At 72.6% G+C, this 19,301-nt stretch carries 16 protein-coding genes; 3 read left to right on the top strand and 13 right to left on the bottom strand.

Going from position 1 to position 19,301, the window contains the following annotated elements; genetic code table 11:
- The 3 genes from ACIQVI_RS18710 to ACIQVI_RS18700 all read right to left on the bottom strand — a co-directional run.
- A partial coding sequence (locus ACIQVI_RS18710) for an acyl-CoA carboxylase subunit beta (RefSeq protein ID WP_403596813.1) occupies positions 1-1,325 on the bottom strand: 1,325 nt, incomplete at its 3' end.
- A gap of 259 nt (positions 1,326-1,584) precedes the next feature.
- Entirely contained in the window at positions 1,585-5,475 is a 3,891-nt protein-coding gene (locus ACIQVI_RS18705) for an endo-alpha-N-acetylgalactosaminidase family protein (RefSeq protein WP_403596810.1), read from the bottom strand.
- A 155-nt stretch (positions 5,476-5,630) separates the two neighbouring features.
- Positions 5,631-6,140: a hypothetical protein gene (locus tag ACIQVI_RS18700; RefSeq protein WP_403596807.1), complete on the bottom strand. Its 510-nt coding sequence runs from the start codon at positions 6,138-6,140 to the stop codon at positions 5,631-5,633.
- 297 nt (positions 6,141-6,437) lie between these two features.
- Between ACIQVI_RS18700 and ACIQVI_RS18695 the strand changes: the two genes are divergently transcribed.
- A complete protein-coding gene (locus ACIQVI_RS18695; RefSeq protein ID WP_403596804.1) occupies positions 6,438-7,049 on the top strand; it encodes a YceI family protein in 612 nt (203 codons plus the stop codon).
- Positions 7,050-7,179: 130 nt separating this feature from the next.
- Here the strand turns inward: ACIQVI_RS18695 and ACIQVI_RS18690 are convergent, their stop codons facing one another.
- Positions 7,180-8,337 carry a serine hydrolase domain-containing protein gene (locus tag ACIQVI_RS18690; protein WP_403596801.1) on the bottom strand — a complete coding sequence of 386 codons (1,158 nt, stop codon included), beginning with the start codon at positions 8,335-8,337 and terminating at the stop codon, positions 7,180-7,182.
- A 168-nt stretch (positions 8,338-8,505) separates the two neighbouring features.
- Between ACIQVI_RS18690 and dnaN the strand changes: the two genes are divergently transcribed.
- Complete coding sequence (gene dnaN, locus ACIQVI_RS18685) at positions 8,506-9,603, top strand: DNA polymerase III subunit beta (RefSeq protein WP_403596798.1); 1,098 nt, start codon at positions 8,506-8,508, stop codon at positions 9,601-9,603.
- Positions 9,604-9,683: 80 nt separating this feature from the next.
- Here dnaN and ACIQVI_RS18680 read toward each other — a convergent pair whose 3' ends face one another.
- From ACIQVI_RS18680 to ACIQVI_RS18645, 8 genes are all read right to left on the bottom strand, one after another.
- Positions 9,684-11,021 (bottom strand): hypothetical protein, encoded by a 1,338-nt coding sequence (locus tag ACIQVI_RS18680; RefSeq protein ID WP_403596795.1) that lies wholly within the window; start codon positions 11,019-11,021, stop codon positions 9,684-9,686.
- A gap of 52 nt (positions 11,022-11,073) precedes the next feature.
- Positions 11,074-12,690 (bottom strand): citramalate synthase, encoded by a 1,617-nt coding sequence (cimA, locus tag ACIQVI_RS18675; protein ID WP_403596792.1) that lies wholly within the window; start codon positions 12,688-12,690, stop codon positions 11,074-11,076.
- A 282-nt stretch (positions 12,691-12,972) separates the two neighbouring features.
- The gene (locus ACIQVI_RS18670; RefSeq protein ID WP_403596789.1) at positions 12,973-14,304 is read right to left on the bottom strand and encodes an MFS transporter; all 1,332 of its coding nucleotides are present in this window, start codon (positions 14,302-14,304) and stop codon (positions 12,973-12,975) included.
- Between the two features lie 75 nt (positions 14,305-14,379).
- Complete coding sequence (locus tag ACIQVI_RS18665; protein WP_403596927.1) at positions 14,380-14,925, bottom strand: TetR/AcrR family transcriptional regulator; 546 nt, start codon at positions 14,923-14,925, stop codon at positions 14,380-14,382.
- Between the two features lie 93 nt (positions 14,926-15,018).
- Positions 15,019-15,228: a hypothetical protein gene (locus tag ACIQVI_RS18660; RefSeq protein WP_403596786.1), complete on the bottom strand. Its 210-nt coding sequence runs from the start codon at positions 15,226-15,228 to the stop codon at positions 15,019-15,021.
- 232 nt (positions 15,229-15,460) lie between these two features.
- On the bottom strand, positions 15,461-16,336 hold the full coding sequence (locus ACIQVI_RS18655; protein WP_403596782.1) for a helix-turn-helix domain-containing protein: 876 nt from the start codon (positions 16,334-16,336) through the stop codon (positions 15,461-15,463).
- Between the two features lie 12 nt (positions 16,337-16,348).
- Positions 16,349-16,882 (bottom strand): DUF6879 family protein, encoded by a 534-nt coding sequence (locus ACIQVI_RS18650; protein WP_403596779.1) that lies wholly within the window; start codon positions 16,880-16,882, stop codon positions 16,349-16,351.
- Entirely contained in the window at positions 16,854-17,114 is a 261-nt protein-coding gene (locus ACIQVI_RS18645; protein WP_403596776.1) for a hypothetical protein, read from the bottom strand. The genes ACIQVI_RS18650 and ACIQVI_RS18645 overlap by 29 nt, the downstream gene beginning before the upstream one ends.
- A 196-nt stretch (positions 17,115-17,310) precedes the next feature.
- On the opposite strand from ACIQVI_RS18645, the gene ACIQVI_RS18640 reads away from it, so the two are divergent.
- Complete coding sequence (locus tag ACIQVI_RS18640) at positions 17,311-17,769, top strand: DUF6415 family natural product biosynthesis protein (RefSeq protein ID WP_403596773.1); 459 nt, start codon at positions 17,311-17,313, stop codon at positions 17,767-17,769.
- Between the two features lie 396 nt (positions 17,770-18,165).
- Here ACIQVI_RS18640 and ACIQVI_RS18635 read toward each other — a convergent pair whose 3' ends face one another.
- A complete protein-coding gene (locus ACIQVI_RS18635; protein ID WP_403596770.1) occupies positions 18,166-19,182 on the bottom strand; it encodes an agmatine/peptidylarginine deiminase in 1,017 nt (338 codons plus the stop codon).
- Positions 19,183-19,301 lie beyond the last annotated feature (119 nt).

Raw genomic sequence — 19,301 nt, 5'->3', positions numbered from 1 at the left:
ACGGCGATCTCGTTGGTCGGCCAGGCGTACGTCAGGTCGGCGCCGATGGACTGGGAGTCCATGACGATGTAGGCGCCGCCGTAGGCCTTGCGCAGGATCAGGCTGATCCGGGGCACGGTGGCGTTGCAGTAGGCGTAGAGCAGCTTCGCGCCGTGCCGGATGATTCCACCGTGCTCCTGGTCGACCCCGGGAAGGAAGCCGGGCACGTCCAGAAGGGTGACGATCGGGATGTTGAAGGCGTCGCACATCTGCACGAACCGCGCCGCCTTCTCGGAGGCTTCGATGTCCAGGACCCCGGCCAGCGTCTGCGGCTGGTTCGCCACGATCCCGACGACCTGGCCGTCCAGGCGGGCCAGGGCGCAGATGATGTTGCGGGCCCAGCGCTCGTGGACCTCCAGGTAGTCGCCGTCGTCGACGAGCTCCTCGATCACCTTGTGCATGTCGTACGGCCGGTTGCCGTCCGCCGGAACCAGGTCCAGCAGCACCTCGGAGCGGCGGTCGGCCGGGTCCTCGCACGGGACGGCCGGGGGGTTCTCCCGGTTGTTCTGCGGGAGCATCGCCAGGAGGTAGCGGACCTCGGCGATGCAGGTCTCCTCGTCGTCGTACGCGAAATGCGCCACACCCGAGGTCCCGGCGTGCACGTCCGCACCCCCCAGGCCGTTCTGGGTGATCTCCTCGCCGGTGACCGCCTTGACCACGTCGGGGCCGGTGATGAACATCTGCGAGGTCTCACGCACCATGAACACGAAGTCCGTCAGGGCGGGGCTGTAGGCGGCGCCACCGGCGCAGGGGCCGAGCATGACGCTGATCTGCGGGATGACACCGCTCGCGCGGGTGTTGCGCTGGAAGATCCCGCCGTACCCGGCGAGGGCGGAAACACCCTCCTGGATACGGGCCCCGGCGCCGTCGTTGAGGGAGACCAGGGGGGCGCCGGCCGCGATGGCCATGTCCATGATCTTGTGGATCTTCGTCGCGTGCGCCTCACCGAGGGCGCCGCCGAAGATCCGGAAGTCGTGCGCGTAGACGAAGACCGTACGGCCCTCGACGGTGCCCCACCCGGTGATGACGCCATCGGTGTAGGGCTTCTTCGCCTCCAGGCCGAAGCCCTGCGCCCGGTGCCGGCGCAACTGCTCCACCTCACTGAACGAACCAGGGTCGAGGAGCAGCTCGATGCGCTCGCGGGCGGTCAGCTTGCCCTTGGCGTGCTGCGCCTCGGTCGCGCGCTCACTCGGGCCCGCCAGGGCCCGCTCACGCAGGACGTGCAGCTCGGCCACCCGGCCACGGGCATCGGCGGGCTCGCTCGGGATCTGGTCCACAACGGTCATGTACCGACCCTACGAAGTCGAACAAGAAAACCTTGCCGTCGACTCCGTACAGTCTCGCGTGTCGATTCCTGGCGGGGACGGACAGAACTGTGTCCCGTACGTCCCGAGTCAACAGCCGGACACCCCCTGTGCTTGTAGGGTTCCGACATAGACCTCGGTGAGGGGGTCGCGTCCGCGGGCGGCACCCACCGTACAGGGGTGCCGCCCGCGTTCTTCACTTCCCTACAACGCCTTCCCCTTCAGGAAGGCGCCGTGGGGGTCAGTCGCCGCAGTGGAAGCGGGCGTTCCCCCAGTCCGCGTGGTCGTTGCCGTTGCCGTCGCCGCCGTCGTCGACGACCAGGTCGACGTAGGCCGCCCCGGTGACGTCGGCAGTGAGCGACCGGGCGGAGTCCGTGGACGTGAGGACGGGGGTCTTCACCTTCTCCGTACCGTCCGCGAGGACGGTGAACCGGACGCTGCCCCGGCCGACCTGGCTGTCGTCCACGCCGACCTCGGCGGTGAAGGAGGTGCAGCGGCCCCCGAGGTAGTAGCGGATGGCGGCGGGGGCGTGGGTGCCCAGGCCCTTGGCGTACGCGACTCCCCCGATCTTCAGCGGGGAGCCGTCCCCGGCGCCGGTCCCGCCGTTGGAGAGGTCGCGCTCGACGGGTCCCCAGCCGCTGGTCGCCGAGGTCCAGTCGTGGTCGCTCGCCCAGGTGTCGGCGGTGGGCGGCGGGGGCAGGGTGCGGACGGTGGTGGCGGCGGTCAGCCTCCGCTCGCCCCCGGCGACGGTGTACGTGAGGGAGGCGTTCAGCGGGTACGACCGGTAGGCCGCGTCCACCGGCGGGGTGACCTGCCAGGTGGCGGTGGCCTTTCCGCCGGGCGCGACCGTGCCGAGGTCGACGGGCTCGGCCGGTGCGGCGGTCCAGCCATCCGGCAGGGCGAGGGCGGCCCGCGCGCCGGTGGCCCCTGCGGTCTCGTCGTTGCCGAAGGTGACGGTGACCCGGTTCGGGCGGCCGGGCTCCAGGGTCTCGGGCGCGGCGACGGCAAGGGTGCCGCAGGCGGCGCGCTCGGGGGCGGGGCCGAGGTCGGTCACGGTGAAGCCGTCGAGGACGAAGTCGGCGCCGTCGGGGGCGTCGGCGCGCTTGCGGAGCCCGGTCCAGGTGTCGCCGCAGCCCGCCGTGACGGTCTCGGTGAAGTGTCCGGTGGTCCGCTGCTGCCCGATCGGGGTGCGCCGGGTCTCGACGGCCGCTCCGGTGCCGCTCGTGCGGTCGTAGCCGGTGACCCACTCGTACGCGCCCGCGTGGCTGGACTGGTAGTCGTACTCCACGCGGTACCGGCGGCCGTCCTTCATGGGGACGGTCCAGGGCGCGGTCCGGTAGACGAGGCCGGTGTTCTCGTCGTGCGACTTGAGGGACTCGGCGCCGCCGATGACGTCGTCGACGAGCTTTCCGTTCCAGCCGGCCTGAGTGTAGGGGGCGTGGAGCTGGGCGATGTGGGTGCGCGGGTCGTTGGTGCCGCCGGAGTCGCCCTTGAGGAAGGGGCCCCAGCCCTGGTCGACGGCCTCGAAGTCCTCGTACGCCGTGGTTCCCGTCCTGGTGGCGGGATCGTTGGCGACGATCCGGACGTCGTCCACGCGGACGGCCGCCTCGCCGCCGGCCGTCCGGACGGTCAGGGTGGTGCCGCCCGAGGGGGCGGTGAAGGTGACCTTGGCGCGCTGGAGGCGGGTGTCGTTCCAGTCGGAGGCGGCGATCCGGTTCTGGAGCGGGGAGCGCTCGACGGTGACGGACGCGCCGCCGACGGAGAGGGTGGTGGGGCGGGTCTTGCCGGGTTCGACCTCGACGAGGGCGGAGGCGGTGTACCGCTTGCCGGGGGTGAGGCCGGTGATCCGCTGGCTCACCGAGGCGGCGGCGGTTCCGGTGAGCTTCGCGCTGTTGCGGCCCTGCTCGTCGGTGTCGCGGGCGACGGTGCCGGTCTTCGTCCAGGCGGTGAGCCCCGCGTCGTTGAAGCCGGGGTCCTTCACCGGGGTGCCCCGGCCCCACTGGGGGTCGGCCTGGGCGGGGGCCTTGTCGGGGTAGAGGACGTAGGCCCGTCCGGCGGTGGCCGTCAGGGTGATCCTCCCGTTCGCGGGCCGTACGGTGGCGGTCTTCGCGCGCCCGTTGTCGGTGAGCTCGTACACGGTGTACGAGCGGGCTCCGGCCGGGACCTGCCAACTGGTCGTGCCGCCGGCCTTGTTGTAGTGGTAGAGCTTCTTGCCGCCGTCCCAGGGGAGCAGGTACCTCTCGCCGTCGAGGACCTTGCGGCCGTTCTCGTAGAAGGTGCGGCGGCCGTCCTCGACGGTGCCGCGGACGCCGCCGGTGAAGGTGATGTCGTCGCCGTTCCAGCGGGTGATCCTCTGCTGCTGGAGGTACTTGGCGGGGAGGTTGCGCTGCCAGACGTTGGCGGTGAAGGCGTTCCAGTCGGTCTCGCCGGTCCAGCCCTCGAAGTCGACGAGGGCGGTCTGGCCGAGGACCGGGTGGTCGTTCCAGACGTCCTTCTCGCCGTTGCGGATGAAGCGGATGATCTGCGAGTTGAGGCCCTTGTTGGTGGCGCCGCCGTAGTCGAGGTCGTTGGCCCAGTGGGACCAGAGGGAGGCGCGCTCGAACTTGTCGGCCCACTCGGTGGCGACGTTCCAGCCCTGTGCCTGGACGGCCTGCATCGTCTTGTCGGCGATCCAGCCGTGCGTGTAGTAGACGTCGATGTAGAGCGCGGAGAGGTTGGGGTCGGTCTCGTCGCGGAGCTGCTGGAAGCGGCGGGCGAGGTCGCCGCTGTTGATGTCCCGGCGCTGGTCGATGTAGTAGCTCTGGTTGAGCCAGTTCCAGCCGGGCTTCGTCTTGTCGACGAGGGTCTCGCTGAAGTTCTTCGCCTCGGGGTACGACTCGGTGGCGTTCACGTGGACGCCGAAGCCGGCGTTCCACTTCTTGCCCTCCCTGAGGAGGGTGTTGAGGTCGGCGAGGCCGCCGGCGCGCTTGTTGTGGTTGCCGCCGTAGTCGGGGTGGGCGGAGTCGTGGCCCTCGGAGCCGTACCCCTTGAGCAGGGCGAACTGGCCGAGTCCGTCGGTGGCGAGCGAGATCCGCTTGACGTCGTCGAGGGTGCGCAGGAAGGGGTGGGTGGCCTGGGAGGCGAAGTTGAAAGGGATGTGGGCGACGACCCGGCCGGGGGTCTGCTCGCTGCCCGGGGCCTTGATCCCGATCGTGCGGAAGGCGACGGCGCCGTCCTGCCAGTCGACGGTGCCGTCGGCGTTGGCGTCGGGGGTGACGACGACCTTGGCCCAGGGCAGGGCGTCGCCGGTCTCGGGCTTCGGGGCGCCCTCGCCGCGGTGGGTCCACTGGCCGGACCAGACGCCGACGCGGGTCTCGGCGCCGTTCTTGCGGGCCTGGTGCCAGAAGCGGGAGCCGTCGCGGGCGGAGGCGCCGGTGGGCTTGTCGTAGCTGGAGTTGGACTCGACGGCGGCGGCGAGGCGGCCGGTGTGGACGATCGCGTAGGCGGCGCCGACGGGACTCGCCTCGGCCGGGGTGGCGTCGGTGATCCGCGCGAAGACGTCGGCGGTGCGGGTGGAGTCCGGGTCGAGGCGGGTGAAGGCGGTCGCGGCGCCGCCGGTGTCGGAGGAGCCCACGGAGACCAGGTCGTGGCCGGGTATGTCGATCGTCCCGACCCGGAAGGCCTCGGTGTCGCGGACGGCGGTGATCCGGAAGGTGGTGGCCCGGCCCTCGACGTCGAGCCGGGCGTCGATCTCGACGCCGGGCAGGTCGGGGAAGACCAGGGTGTACGCGGCGGAGGCCGGCTTCAGGACGGGGGCGGCCTTGGCCCGGACGGCGCGGGCGGTGCCGTTGAGCACCACCTGGGTGACCGGGGCCGTACTGCCGAGGAGGCGGTCGCCGCTCGCACGGTCGGTGTACGAGAGGACGCGGGGGAAGTCCTGGGCGACGGCGACGGAGAGCTGGCGGGAGGCGATGACGGCGTCCGCGGTGACGCCCGGGGCGCCCGGGGCGGCGTCGGCGGCGGTCCCGGTGAGCGGGCTCCGGGCGTCGGCGGGTCCGGCCAGGGCGAACACGGCGGAGGAGGCGGCGGCGAGGGCGCAGGCCGCACGGAACCTGCGGCCTCTTGGCGAGCGAGGGGTGTGTGGGAGGGACATGCGCACTAGTTGGCCCCGGCCCGGCGGCACCGTCAACGAGATCGCGCCGTGCGGGCGCCTCCAGTCCAAGAACCCCCTTCGGTTAGTCCAAGTGGGCTCCGAAGGGGGTTCGTTGGCTTCCTTCCTGCTTTCCTTCCGGCTTTCCCTCCCCGGGGTCAGCAGCCGCCGCAGTTGTAGAAGGTCACGTCCCAGTGGTTGCCCTCGTCGGCGTAGACGTTGCCCGCGCCGGACTTCCACTGCGGGGCTCCGTCACCGCGCACGCCGATGTAGGTGAAGGTGTTCTTGACGTAGTTGGTGAGGCAGGTGGCCTTGCCGAAGTCGAGCTTGTAGCCGTTCCAGTGGGAGTACGTGCCGCTCGCGTGCCCGGTCTCGGTGCCGCCGGTGATGTTGAGGGCGCAGCCGCTGGCGCTCTTGAGGGTCTGGGCGCCCTGGGCGGTGGCGAGGTTCAGCTGGTCGAAGGAGGTGCAGGTCGGAACGTTGCGGTTGGAGCAGCCGCCGGACGAGGACCAGGTGATCCCGGACGACTGGAACCGCGAGGTCGCGGCGGAGTGGCTGATCTTGGTGACCGCGTGGGCCTCGCCGGCGGAGGCGAGGACGCCGACGCCGGGCGCGAAGAGCGCGCCGAGGACGAGCGTGAGGGCGGTCAGGACGGAGCGGAGCTTCATCGGGGGTTCCTCCTGCTGGTGACCGTGAGGGGGTGGGGACGGCAGTGCAGGTGGTGCGGGGGGGGCGCGCACGGCTTCGGTGACGCCGGTGCGCCGGGTGTCGCAGGGGAGATGGTGCCGCAGTTCTACGCGCGTCCGGAAGAGGGCCTCGGCTCTTTCCCGGGCCTTTCCCGCGCCCCTCCCGGGGGCTTTTCGGGCCTTCCGGATGAACACCCTCCACAGATGTTGAATGTTGAACGTAAGGGAGTTACAGTCGTTCTCGTTGAAGGTTCAACCAATCCCGAGCAAGGAGCAGTCATGGGTCTCTTCGGCCGCAAGAACACCGAGTCCGCCACCGCCGTCGCCACCCTCCCGGTGGACCCGGCCCTGGCCGCCCTGACCGGCGATTACAGCATCGACCCCGCCCACAGCAGCATCGGCTTCACCGTCCGCCACGCCATGGTCACCAACGTGCGCGGCACCTTCGCCGAGCACGAGGGCGCGCTGAAGCTGGACGGGACGGACCCGGCCGCCTCCACCGCCTCGATCGACGTGAAGATCGCCTCCGTCGACACCGGCATCGCCGACCGCGACGGCCACCTGCGCGGCGGCGACTTCTTCGACGCCGAGCGGTTCCCGCTGATGTCCTTCCGCTCCACGCGGGCCGAACAGCTGGGCGGCGACGCGTACCGGATCACCGGCGACCTGACCATCAAGGACGTCACCCGGCCGCTCTCCATCGACCTGGAGTTCAACGGCGCCGCGACGGACGTCTACGGCAACGAGCGCGTCGGCTTCGAGGGCTCCGCCGAGATCCTGCGCTCCGAGTGGGGCCTGACCTGGAACGCTGCACTGGAGACCGGGGGCGTCATGGTCAGCGACAAGGTCAAGCTGACCTTCGACATCTCCGCGATCAAGAACGCCGCCTGATCCGATCCCCCGGCCGCGAGGCCGCACGAGCGCGCCCGCCCGTCCCCCGGAACACGGTGGACGGCGGGCGCTCGGCGTTTCCGGCTCGGTGTTTCCCGCTTCGGCTTTTCCGGGGCGGGTCCGGCGGGCGTCAGGCCGCCTTCGCCGCCGCCTCCGTCACCGCCGCGACCAGACGGTCGTTCTCCGGCGCGCCCGGACCCCCCATGAGGGCGAAGCGGCGGCGGGCGTAGCTGTAGGCGAGCCCGGCGGCCGGGTCGGCGAAGGCCTGGGAGCCGGGGGCGCCGCTGTGGCCGACGGCGCCCGGGCTCAGCGAGGGGTAGCGGGTGGCCAGCGGGACGAAGCCGAGGCCGAAGGCGTTCCGCGAGCCGGTGACGAGGTCGGTGCCCCGCGAGTGGATCCGGGCGAACTCGGCGAGGGTGCCGGGGGCGAGCAGCGGCGGCCGTCCGTCCAGCTCGCCCGCGATCGCCGCGTACATCCGGGACAGGCCGCGGGCGGAGCCGACGCCGCCGCCGGAGACCGGCGCCTGGGCCCGCACGGCACGGGAGTTTCCGTAGTCGACCATGTCCACCGGAGGGTCGGCGCGGAGGTTGAAGGCGACGGCCGCCGCGCTGTCGGGCGCGATCGGGTTCGCGGCGAGGAAGGCCTTCTCCTCGGGGGTGGGGACCAGCGGCAGGGCCGGGCGGAAGCGGGGTTCGAGCTCCTCGGGCAGCCCCAGGTAGTAGTCCAGGGCGTACGGGGCACGGACCCGCTCCTCGAACAGCTCCTGGATCGTCCGGCCGGTGGCCCGCAGGACCACCTCTCCGACCAGGGCGCCGATGACGAGGGCGTGGTAGCCGTGGCCGGTGCCCGGCTCCCAGAAGGGGCGCTGGACCGCGAGGCGGGCGGCGGTCCTGCGGTCGTCGGCCAGCTCCTCCAGCGAGAGGCCGTCGTCCGCGCCGACCACCCCGGCGCGGTGCGAGAGCAGCTGGCGCAGGGTGGTCTCCCCCTTGCCCCCGGCGGCGAACTCGGGCCACCAGGAGGCGACCGTGCGGTCGAGGTCCAGGACGCCGTCCTGGACGAGGAGGGCGGTGACCAGGGCCATGGCGCCCTTGGAGGAGGAGTAGAGGGCGAGCAGGGAGTCCCCGTCGACGCCGTCACCGCCCCAGAGGTCGACGACGAGGCGGCCGCGGTGGTGGACGGCGAGCTGCGCGCCGCCGTCCCGCGCCTCGTGCGCGGCGACCCCCGCGAACGCCTCCCTCACCGACTCGAAACCGGGCTCCACCGTGCCGTGGACGCGGACGTCGTTCATCGTCTCTCCTCATCCCGCGCGCCGCCGCCGCGGCGGCGCTCGCGAGTCGTGCCGGTCGTCGCCCCCGACCGTAACGGCCGCCACTGACAACGGAGTCGGCGAAGGGCGGGCCGGGTCCGAACCCGCAGGTCGGGGCCGTTGTCAGTGGTCGCCGTTAGCGTCGGCGGCATGGAATTCCGTATCGACAGCGCCGTGTTGACCGATGCCGTGGCCTGGGCCGCGCGCGTCCTGCCGACCCGCTCCCCGATGCCCGTCCTCGGGGGCCTGCTCCTGGAGGCGACGGGGGACGGGCTGCGCGTCTCGGGGCTCGACCACGAGGCGTCGGCGCGCGTCGAGGTCGAGGCCGAGACGGTCGTGGCGGGCCGGGCGCTGGTCCTGGGCCGGCGGCTGCTCGACATCTGCAAGGTCCTCCCCCGGGGCCGTGCCGGGCTCGCCGTGGAGGGCGCCCGTCTCTCGGTGACCTCGGGCGACGCCCGGTTCGGCCTCTCCCTGCTGCCGCTCGAGGACCATCCCGCCCCGCCGCCGCTCCCCGAGGTGCTCGGCCTGGTCGACGGGGAGGCCTTCGCGGCGGCGGTCGGCCAGGTGGCGGTGGCGGCGGGCCGGGACGACTCGCTGCCCGTCCTCACCGGGATACGGCTCTCCCTGGACGGGACGGTCATGACGCTGGCCGCCACCGACCGCTACCGCTACGCCGTCCGCACCCTGGAGTGGAAGCCCGGGGCGGAGGCGGTGGACGCCGACGTGGTCGTCCCGGCCCGGCGCCTCACCGAGATCGCCCGCTCCCTGGCCGGCGCGGGCCCGGCCCGGCTCGCGCTCGACTCCGGCTCGCTCGGCTTCGAGAGCGGCGGGATGCGCACCACCACCCGGCTGCTCGACGGCCGGCTCCCCCGCCACGACAAGCTCTTCGCCCTCGGCGAGCACGCCCTAGCGGTCACCGGGCGGGTCCCGCTGGTCGAGGCCGTGAAGCGGGTCGCGGTCGTCGCGGAGGGCGACAGCCCGGTCCAGCTGGCCTTCTCCGCCGAGGGCCTGCACCTGCGGGCGGGATACGAGGACGACGTGGCGTCCCAGCGGCTTCCGGCCTCGCTCACCGGGGCGGACTCCGTGGCGGTCGCCTTCAACCCCGGCTACCTCCTGGACGCCCTGACCGCCCTGGAGAGCCCCGAGGTCCACTTCCACCTCCTGGGCCCCGGCCAGCGGGCCCTGCTCACCGACGGCCCGGACCCGGTCCACCGCCATCTGCTGATGTCGGTGAAGCCGCTGGTCTGAGCCCGGGCGCAGGTGGTCCGGGCCCGGGCGCAGCTGATCCGGGGCCGGGCGCCGCTGATCCGGGGCCCGGGGGGCGCGTCCTAGAAGCCGCCTCCGCCGTCGAAGCCGCCGCCCCCGCCGAAGTCCCCGCCGCCGAAGCCGCCCCCGCCGTCGAACCCGCCCGACCCGAAGTCGCCGGAGGAGAAGTCGCCGCCCTGGAAGTCGCCGCCGCCGTACTCGGAGGCGTAGGCCGGGGTGGACAGCGCGGAACCGAGGACGGTGCCCATGAGGAGGCCGGGGAGCAGTCCGCCGCCGAAGTAGCCGCCGGCCCAGGGGCCGTAGGCGGGTCCCGCCTCCCAGTAGGGGCGGCGGCCGGAGTCGGTGTCGACCGTACGGGCGAGGGGGTCGCGGCCGTCGTCCAGGCGGGTCGCGTCGGCGGCGCAGACCGGGACCTCGCGGGCGGTGCCGCCGGCCGGGGTCCAGACGCGGTCCTCGGTGGAGGGGCCGTGGCGCGGGTCGAAGAAGCAGGGGGCGCGCCGCTCGGGCGGCGGCCGGTGCTCGCGGCGGGCGGCCAGGACGGCGAGGGAGAAGCGGCCGTCCTCCAGGGCCTCGGTCACCCCGCGCACGTCGTGCGGGCGGGCGGCGGAGCCCATGAGGGACTTGGCCCGGTCGTAGGAGTCGAGGGCGTGTTCGTAGTCGCCGCGCATGGCGTCGTCGGCGCCGGCCTCGGCGGGGTGGAAGTCGAGGCGCTCCAGCTCCTCGCCGAAGGCGGTGATGTCCTCGTCGACGACGACCCGGAGCCGCTCCAGGGCGGCCCGTTCCTCGGCCTCCTTGCGGAGCCGGTTGCGGCGGACGACCGCGTAGCCGCCCGCGCCGGCCGCGACGACGACGCCGCCGAGGACGGCGAGTCCGGCGACCGGGACCCCGGAGTCGGATCCGGCGGAGCCCCAGGAGGAGGGGGCGGAGCCGCGCAGGGCGGGCAGGGCCTGGTCCACGAAGGCGTTCAGCTCGGCGGCCGCGTCCAGGTCCTGCGTACGGACGGAGGCGGCGAGGTTGCGGACGGCGGCCGGGGACATCACGGAGGGGTCGACCCCGGCGTCGAACCGGTCGCCGAGCCGCACGGCGTACAGGCCGGTGGCGCCGGTCTGGGCGCGCAGGTTGTCGATGAGCCCCTGCGGCGGGAACTCCGCGTTCGCGGGCAGCACGGCCACGAAGAGCGGCTTGTCCGCGTCCTCGATCTTCCGCGCGAGGGCGTCCGCGTCGGCCTCGGAGAGCTGGTCGGCGGCGCCGGGGTTGACGTAGACCGGGCCCTGTCTCAGGGCGGCGGCCGCGTCGGACACGCCCGTGGCCCTGGCGCCCGCGGCGGGCACCAGGACCAGGAGCAGCAGCAGTATCAGCCCGCCGAGGGCCGCTGGGCGGGCGAGCGGCCTGGTCCTCATACGTCGACGCTACCCGAACGGCGCCGAACAGGACATAGAAGGACAGAGGCGGCTATTCGGCGGGGTCGACCCCGGCCCGCAGCAGGCCGTAGGTGAAGGCGTCCTCCAGGGCCTGCCAGGAGGCGGCGATGACGTTCTCGCCGACGCCGACCGTGGACCACTCGCCGTGGCCGTCGCTGGTGGTGACCAGGACCCGGGTGGTGGACTCGGTGCCGTGGCGGCCCTCCAGGATGCGGACCTTGTAGTCGGTCAGCTCGAACTTGGCGAGCTGCGGGTAGATCCGCTCCAGGCCGACCCGGATCGCCCGGTCGAGGGCGTTGACCGGGCCGTTGCCCTCGGCGGTGGCGACGATCCGCTCGCCCTTGGCCCAGAGCTTCACGGTGGCCTCGTTGGCGTGGGTGCCGTCGGGGCGGTCCTCGACGATCGCCCGCCAGGACTCCGTACGGAAGTAGCGGCGGGCCCGGCCCTCGGCCTCCTCGCGCAGGAGCAGTTCGAAGGAGGCGTCGGCGGCCTCGTACGTGTAGCCCTTGAGCTCGCGCTCCTTGACCCGCTCGACGACCCGGGAGACCAGTGCCCGGTCGCCGCCCAGGTCGACGCCCAGCTCCTTGCCCTTGAGCTCGATGGAGGCGCGGCCGGCCATGTCGGAGACGAGCATCCGCATGGTGTTGCCGACCCGCTCGGGGTCGATGTGCTGGTAGAGGTCGGGGTCGACCTTGATCGCGGAGGCGTGCAGTCCGGCCTTGTGGGCGAAGGCGGAGACGCCCACGTACGGCTGGTGGGTGGAGGGGGTGAGGTTGACGACCTCGGCGATGGCGTGCGAGGTCCGGGTCATCTCGGCGAGGGCGCCCTCGGGCAGCACCCGCTTGTCGTACTTGAGCTCCAGGGCCGCGACGACGGGGAAGAGGTTGGCGTTGCCGACCCGCTCGCCGTAGCCGTTGGCGGTGCACTGGACGTGGGTGGCGCCCGCGTCGACGGCGGCGAGGGTGTTGGCGACGGCGCAGCCGGTGTCGTCCTGGGCGTGGATGCCGAGGCGGGCGCCGGTGTCCGCGAGGACGGTGGCGACGACGGCCTGGATCTGGGCGGGGAGCATCCCGCCGTTGGTGTCGCAGAGGACGACGACGTCGGCGCCGGCCTCGTGGGCGGCGCGGACGACGGCCTTGGCGTAGTCCGGATTGGCCTTGTAGCCGTCGAAGAAGTGCTCGCAGTCGACGAAGACGCGGCGGCCCTGCCCGCGCAGGTGGGAGACGGTGTCGCGGACCATCTCCAGGTTCTCTTCGAGGGTGGTGCGCAGGGCCAGCTCGACGTGCCGGTCGTGCGACTTGGCGACCAGGGTGACGACCGGAGCGCCGGAGTCGAGGAGCGCCTTGACCTGCGGGTCCTCGGCGGCGGTGCCGCCGGCCCTGCGGGTGGCGCCGAAGGCGACGAGCTGGGCGTTCTTGAACGCGATCTCCTGGCGGGCGCGGGCGAAGAACTCCGTGTCGCGGGGGTTGGCGCCGGGCCAGCCGCCCTCGATGAAGCCCACGCCGAACTCGTCGAGGTGCCGGGCGATGGTCAGTTTGTCCGCGACGGTGAGGTTGATGCCCTCGCGCTGCGCCCCGTCGCGCAGCGTCGTGTCGAAGACGTGGAAACTGTCGTCGAGGGGTGACGCCTCGGCGTTCTCCGTGGTCATGACTGTCATGGCTCCTGTCGGATGTGGCTCCGGAAGGTCTGGCTCCACTTGCCCCCATTCTCGCGCCGCGTCCGTCTCCGGCGTGGGTGGGGCCGGAAAACGAAAAAACCCCTCGCGGGTGCGAGAGGTCTGCGCGCGGGTCTGGGGCACGGTGTCCGCCTGCGTGGGGGTCGTTCCACGCGTCAGCGGTCACTGCGGACCGGCGCGCCGCTGCCGATAATCATCGTGGTAGCAGGCACGCCGGAAGTCTGACACAGGTGACCGCGCGGTGGGGCGGGGATCTCACGATACGGGCACGTCGTCCGGTTTCCGTCCGGACGCGGGGGCGGGGCGGTCCGCGCCGACCCGGCCGAGGTCGATGTCGCGGGTCTCGCGCATCGTCAGGTAGACGACCAGGGAGACGGCCGCGCAGCCGGCCACGTACCAGGAGAAGCCCGACTCGATGCCCGCGTCCTTGAACCAGAGGGCCACGTATTCGGCGGTGCCGCCGAAGAGGGCGTTGGCGATCGCGTACGGGAGGGCGACGCCGAGGGCGCGGATGCCGGTCGGGAAGAGTTCGGCCTTCACGCAGGCGTTGATGGAGGTGTAGCCGGTGACGACGAGGAGCGCGAGGAGGGAGAGGCCGAGGGCGGGCCAGAAGGAGTCCGCGTGCTTGAGCATCGCCATGATCGGCACGGTGAGCAGGGTGGAGCCGACGGCGAAGGTGATGAGGAGGGGGCGGCGTCCGATCCGGTCGGAGAGCCGTCCGGCGAGCGGCTGGAGGCAGGCGAAGACGATCAGGGCGCAGAAGGAGACCAGGGTGGCGGTCTGCTTGGGGAGCCCGGCGGAGTTGGACAGGTACTTGGTGAGGTAGGTGGTGTACGTGTAGTACGCCACGGTGCCGCCCATGGTGAGCGCGACGACGAGGAAGGCCTCGCGGCGGTGCGCCCAGAGGGCCTTGAGGGTGCCCTGCCGGCCCTGCTCGACGCCGTCGCCCGCGGTCCGCTCGTAGACCTCGGTCTCCAGCATGGTGCGGCGCAGGTAGAAGACGACGGCCGCGCCGAGGGCGCCGACGACGAAGGGGATCCGCCAGCCCCAGGAGTGCAGGGCCGCGTCGGAGAGGGTCTGCTGGAGGACCAGGAGCAGGCCGAGGCCGAGGACCTGGCCCGCGGTCATCGACACGTACTGGAAGCTGGAGGCGAAGCCGCGGTGTTCGGGGGCGGAGGCCTCGGTGAGGTAGGTGGCGCTGGCCGCGTACTCGCCGCCGACGGAGAGGCCCTGGAGGAGGCGGGCGACCAGGAGGACGGCGGCGCCGCCGTATCCGGCGACGGCGTAGGTGGGGGCGACGGCGATGAGGACGGCGGAGGCCGACATCAGGGTGACGGTGAGGGTGAGGGCCGCCTTGCGGCCCTTGCGGTCGCCGACGCGGCCGAGGAGCCAGCCGCCGACCGGGCGCATGAAGAAGCCGACGGCGAAGATGCCGGCGGTGTTCATGAGTTTGGCGGTGTCGTTGCCCTCGGGGAAGAACGCCCCCGCGAAGTAGGTGGCGAAGCTCGCGTACACGAACCAGTCGAACCACTCGACCATGTTGCCGGCGGAGCCGACCCAGATCTTCTTCCACTGCTCTCGTCCCATGGGCAGGAACCGTGCCGGAGCGGCAGCCCGGCCAACAAGGGTGCGAGGGGCAACGATCCTGTGTACTTGCGTGCGTTACGGTCGCGCGAGCAGCTCCTGCTCGACGAACTCCCGTACGTGGTCGAGCACTTGCTCCCTCCCCGTGCCCGGGAGCCCGACGGCGACGTGCACGCCGAAGCCGTCGAGCAGGGCGCGCATACGGGTGGCGAACCGGTCCGGGTCGACCGGCCGGAACTCACCGCGCGAGACCCCTTCGGCCAGGATCGCGACCAGGTCCCGGTGCCAGGCGCCCTCGATGGCGGCCTGCCGGGCGCGGGCGTCGCCGTCGGCGTTCCGCGAGCGGTTCCAGACCTCCAGCCAGAGCGTCCAGTGCGGGTCGCACGGCCCCTCGGGCACGTACACGTCCACGTATCCGTCGAGCCGCTCGCGCACGGTCCCGGGCCGGGAGAGCAGGGCGCCGCGCCGGGCCCCGAGCCGCCCCTCGCTCCACTCCAGGGTCTGGAGCAGCAGCTCGTCCTTGGTCCGGAAGTAGTACAGCAGGTGCCCGCTGCTCATGCCGACCTGCCGCCCGAGCCCGGCCATGGTGAGCCCGTCGAGCCCGCGCTCGGCGATGGTCCCCATGGCAGCGGCGAGCACCTCCTCGCGGGGCGGCGCGGCCTGGTTGCGGCGACGGGGGCGGGACGGGGGGCTGCTGCTCTGACTCACTCGTACGTTCTACAGGATGGTGGTTCCGTCGGGCCGCCGCCCGAAAGCGGCCTCCAAGACGGCCGGCAGGTCCTCCTCGTCCACCCGGTCCATGAACCAGCGCATGACCGGGTACGGGACGTGCTGGTGCCCACCGTTCGGATCGAAGCAGACCACCGGCTCCCTGGCCGGGTCCTCGTCGGGCACGACCGCCATGACCACCGTCCGGTGACCGTCCACCTCGTCCAGCTCCAGGTATCAGGCGTCGTCGGGCACGGAGTACATCGTGGTGAGGGCGTAGCGGCCGTCGGGGTGCGGTATCGGCATGTCCGCACACTCCCACCGGGCGCGCGGGCACCACCAGCGGATTTCAGACCGTCGGCTGCTGCCGGGGGATGCGGGGGCGTGCCGCCGATGTACAGGAACGATTCCACCGGCCTCAGGTCTTCCCGGGCGTTCTTGCCGTTGCGGCTCAGTCCGTGTCGGGCTCCCGAGCTGCGGACAGCGCCTCGATCGCGGCGACGACGAGGGCGCGGGCGGCGGCCCCGTACACGGCCATGCCGCGCAGCTCCTCGAACGCGGTCTCGTACAAGGCGACTTCCGACGGCTGGGTGATGTTCACCTCGGCGGAGAGCAGCTCGACGGAGGCCAGGGTGTCGTCGTACAAGTGGAACACCTCCTGCGGCCACAGCGTCCGGCCGGGGGTGTTCATGGGGATGATGCCGAGGGAGACGGCCGGAAGGGCGCCGGCGGTGAGGAGGTGGCCGAGCTGGGCGGCCATGTCGTCGCCGCTGCCGAGCCGGTACCGCAGGGCGCTCTCCTCGATGACGACGACGAAGCGGCGTCCGGCCTGGTGGATGATCCGGGACCGCTCGACCCGGGCGGCAGCGGCCTCGGCGGAGTCGTCCGGGATGCCGAGCAGCCGCGCGTTGCTGGAGAGCAGGGCACGGATGTAACCCTCGGTCTGGAGGATCCCGGGGACGAGGGTGGGCGAGTAGATCCGGAAGAGCCTGGTGGCCTGGTAGAGGCTCGTGTAGCTGGTCTGGAGCCGGCGGAGTCCGGTGCGGGCCCGCGTGCGCCACTCCTGGTACGTGGTCTCGGCGTCGCGGGAGAGCGCGACGAGATCGGCGGCCTGGCCGTCGGCGGCGCAGGCCCGGCACCAGGCGACGATGTCGGGGGCGCTCGGCGGCGTCTTGGCGTTCTGGATCCGGGAGACCTTCGAGTGGCTCCATCCGCAACGGGTGGCGAGTTCGCTGATCGTCAGCCCCGCGTCCTGGCGCAGCTCGCGCAGTCGGCGTGCGACGCCCTCGCGGGCGGCCTGTGCCGAGGACAACGGGGAGACGGACATGATGAGCTCCAGCTATCGGATCTTGTACTCGGCGTGCGGAACAGCACGCTCCCACACTGCGGCGACGGCGTCCGCGTACGACCTCACGAGGTCGGGCTCCGTACGCAGTTCCATCGGCACGGCGGCCCACTCGCCGTTCCCGGTGAAGTGGTTGAGGAGCAGCCGCTCCTCGTCGAAGAGCCAGCCGTCCTCGACCGGCAGGAGGAGACCGACGGCCTGGTCCCGGGGAAGCCAGCGCACCTCCTCGCCCGCGGCCACGTTCACCGCCGTGCCGGCGTGCTCGTACCGGATGTAGTCGCTCACCGGCTCCGACACGATCCGGACCCGCCGCACGGCCACCCCGCGAGCGGTGGCGGCCCCCACCGTCTCGACCCAGGGCGCCCAGTACGCGGAGGCCGGATCCACGTCGCGCTCGCCGGTCTCGCGCCAGCGCCGGTAGTCGTCGGCCTCGTCCGGCACCGCGTAGACGTCCCGGAGCTCCAGGTGGACGGCCGACCGCCGCGCGCCGGCGAGCAGTTCATCGAACCGCGGCTCGTTCTGCGGCATCGCAGGCCTCCCTCAGGATCGGGACCATGTGGGCGGGGATCCGGATGACCGTCTCCCCGGCCGGGATCGTCTTGTCGTGGCCGGGCGCGTTCTTCTCCACGCACTCGGCACGGGTCGCCTCGTCGGCGATGTAGCTCTGGAGCACGACGTCGCCGGCCTCCTCGTCGACCCAGGCCGTCGGGCTGCCGGTCTGCCCGGACTCGGGGTCCACGCCGATGAACTGTAGGGACATGGCCGTCCTCCCTCGCAAGGTGTGCACTGTTGTGCACCAAAGTGCCGCCGTCGAGCGGCTCGATCAAGGGTGTAAACAGGCCAGATCAGCAGCTCGAATGAATCTATGCACACTCGTGCACATTGCTGGTGCGTGCGCACAGCCGCTCCCTACCGTCATCGCCACCGACAAGTACGACGGACGGCAGGAGCAACCGATGCCCGAGCACACGGGCCAGCCAGGCACCACCCCAAGCACGGCCGCCGAGGCGGCCCTCGGCGCAGTCCTCCTCCGCCAGGCCGCCACGGCTCTTAAAGAGGGCACCGTGCCGGCGGCCTACACCCTCATCCGCCAGGCCCTCGCCATACGGCACGCCCCGGACGCCCAGGAACTCGCGGCCCTCACCGACGAGCTCCTGACCCACTGCGCGAGCCTCGCCTCCGACCTGGAGGCCATCCCCGCGAAGGCGCGCCCGGCACGCGGCGCGGGCGCCCTCAGGGACTGGGCCCAGCTCCAGGCGGACGGCCCCGCCGACGGCCCCCTCGGCAACTGGTCGCACGCCCGGCAGCTCGCGCTCGTCGCCCGCAACATGCTCCAGGCGCTCGACGCCCACCGCGACGGGGTCCCGGCCCGGACCCCGTGCATCGGCCGGCCGACGAGGGCCGGCACGCCTTGATCCTCCACACCGTCGTCTACGCCCGGCTCTGCCGGCGCCTCGGCCGGTTCGTGCACCACGTGCCCGAGCGGCCCGACCCCACCCGCCACGATTCCACCGCCCTGGAAAGGCCCCGGACCCACATCGAGGAAGTCGACTGCACCGTCGACCGCCCCCTGTGGCTCGGCCCCTCGAACGGCAGGGCCCCGGTCACGGCAGGGCGCGAACACACCAGCTGCGGGGACGCCAACTGCGCCGCGCCCGCCGGTACCTCGGGACACGGCGCGGCCCGGATCGCCGCCGAAGCCGCAAGGGAGCCCGCCGAGTCGTCTTCGCGGGAACGGGCAGGGCTGTCGTCCACAGCGCCCCTTGCCTCGCGTGCGACGGGGACGGCACGGCCGAACGGATCCGCTTCCCTCAGGTTGCCGGCTGCTGCTGGGTGATGCAGTGGATGCCGCCGCCGGCCGCGAAGATCGTGCGGGCGTCGACCAGGACGACCTCGCGGTCGGGGAAGAGGCGGCGGAAGATCTCGGCGGCGAGTTCGTCGTGGGGGTCGTCGAAGGCGCAGAGGATCACGGCGCCGTTGCAGAGGTAGTGGTTGATGTACGAGTAGTCGACCCAGTCGCCCTCCTCGTCCTTGAGGACGGTGGGGGCCGGGACCTCGATGACCTCCAGGGGGCGGCCCCGGGCGTCGGTGGCGGCGCGCAGGACGCCCGCGTGCGTGCGGGAGCGCTCGTAGTCGGGGTGGGCCGGGTCCTGCTGGCTGTGGACGAGGACGGTGCCGGGGCGGGCGAAGGCGGCGACGATGTCGACGTGGCCCTGGGTGCCGTACATGCCGTAGTCGGCGGTGAGGCCGTGCGGGAGCCAGATGGCCTTGGTGGTGCCGAGCCTGGCGTGGATCTCGGCCTCGACCTGCTCGCGGGTCCAGCCGGGGTTGCGGCCGGAGCCGAGCTGGACGGTGTCCGTGAGGAGGACCGTGCCCTCGCCGTCGACGTGGATCGCGCCGCCCTCGTTGACCAGGGGGCTGCTCACGACGGGGACGCCGGCGGTGTCCGCGACGTGGCGGGCGATCGTGGAGTCGTGCTCCCAGCGGGCCCAGTCCTGGGCGCCCCAGCCGTTGAACACCCAGTCCACGGCGGCGAGGCCGGTGCCGTCCGTGACGAAGGTCGGGCCGATGTCCCGCATCCAGGCGTCGTCCAGGTCGCGCTCGACCAGCTCGACGCCGTCGCCGAGGAGCGCGCGGGCGCCCTCCGCGTCGCCGGGGGCGACGACCATCGTGACCGGCTCGAAGCGGCGGACGGCACGGGCCACCGAGGCCCAGGCGGTACGGGCGGCGGCCAGCTCCTCGTCGTCGGTGAAGGTGGGGTTGGGGCTGGGCCAGGCCATCCAGGTGCGCTCGTGCGGCGTCCACTCGGCGGGCATCCGGTACGTCATGATCAGCGGGTCCTAGCGGAAGTAGAGGCGGTTGGGGGGAGGCGGACCCGACCGCCTCGGAGCGGATCGGGAGCCGTCGAGCGGGGCCGGTCGCGTGCCGCGAGGGGGCGGTCGCACAT

The organism is Streptomyces sp. NPDC098101 (assembly GCF_044760185.1).
Lineage (GTDB): Bacteria > Actinomycetota > Actinomycetes > Streptomycetales > Streptomycetaceae > Streptomyces.
This window is presented reverse-complemented; position numbering and strand designations above follow the sequence as displayed.

Coding starts and splice junctions, on each gene's coding strand:
- ACIQVI_RS18665 (WP_403596927.1), bottom strand. CDS start 14,925: ATGGGGACCATCGCCGAGCGCGGGCTCGACGGGCTCACCATGGCCGGG.
- ACIQVI_RS18635 (WP_403596770.1), bottom strand. CDS start 19,182: ATGACGTACCGGATGCCCGCCGAGTGGACGCCGCACGAGCGCACCTGG.
- ACIQVI_RS18690 (WP_403596801.1), bottom strand. CDS start 8,337: ATGAACGACGTCCGCGTCCACGGCACGGTGGAGCCCGGTTTCGAGTCG.
- cimA (WP_403596792.1), bottom strand. CDS start 12,690: ATGACCACGGAGAACGCCGAGGCGTCACCCCTCGACGACAGTTTCCAC.
- ACIQVI_RS18640 (WP_403596773.1), top strand. CDS start 17,311: ATGCCCGAGCACACGGGCCAGCCAGGCACCACCCCAAGCACGGCCGCC.
- ACIQVI_RS18695 (WP_403596804.1), top strand. CDS start 6,438: ATGGGTCTCTTCGGCCGCAAGAACACCGAGTCCGCCACCGCCGTCGCC.
- ACIQVI_RS18645 (WP_403596776.1), bottom strand. CDS start 17,114: ATGTCCCTACAGTTCATCGGCGTGGACCCCGAGTCCGGGCAGACCGGC.
- ACIQVI_RS18700 (WP_403596807.1), bottom strand. CDS start 6,140: ATGAAGCTCCGCTCCGTCCTGACCGCCCTCACGCTCGTCCTCGGCGCG.
- ACIQVI_RS18655 (WP_403596782.1), bottom strand. CDS start 16,336: ATGTCCGTCTCCCCGTTGTCCTCGGCACAGGCCGCCCGCGAGGGCGTC.
- ACIQVI_RS18670 (WP_403596789.1), bottom strand. CDS start 14,304: ATGGGACGAGAGCAGTGGAAGAAGATCTGGGTCGGCTCCGCCGGCAAC.
- ACIQVI_RS18705 (WP_403596810.1), bottom strand. CDS start 5,475: ATGTCCCTCCCACACACCCCTCGCTCGCCAAGAGGCCGCAGGTTCCGT.
- dnaN (WP_403596798.1), top strand. CDS start 8,506: ATGGAATTCCGTATCGACAGCGCCGTGTTGACCGATGCCGTGGCCTGG.
- ACIQVI_RS18680 (WP_403596795.1), bottom strand. CDS start 11,021: ATGAGGACCAGGCCGCTCGCCCGCCCAGCGGCCCTCGGCGGGCTGATA.
- ACIQVI_RS18650 (WP_403596779.1), bottom strand. CDS start 16,882: ATGCCGCAGAACGAGCCGCGGTTCGATGAACTGCTCGCCGGCGCGCGG.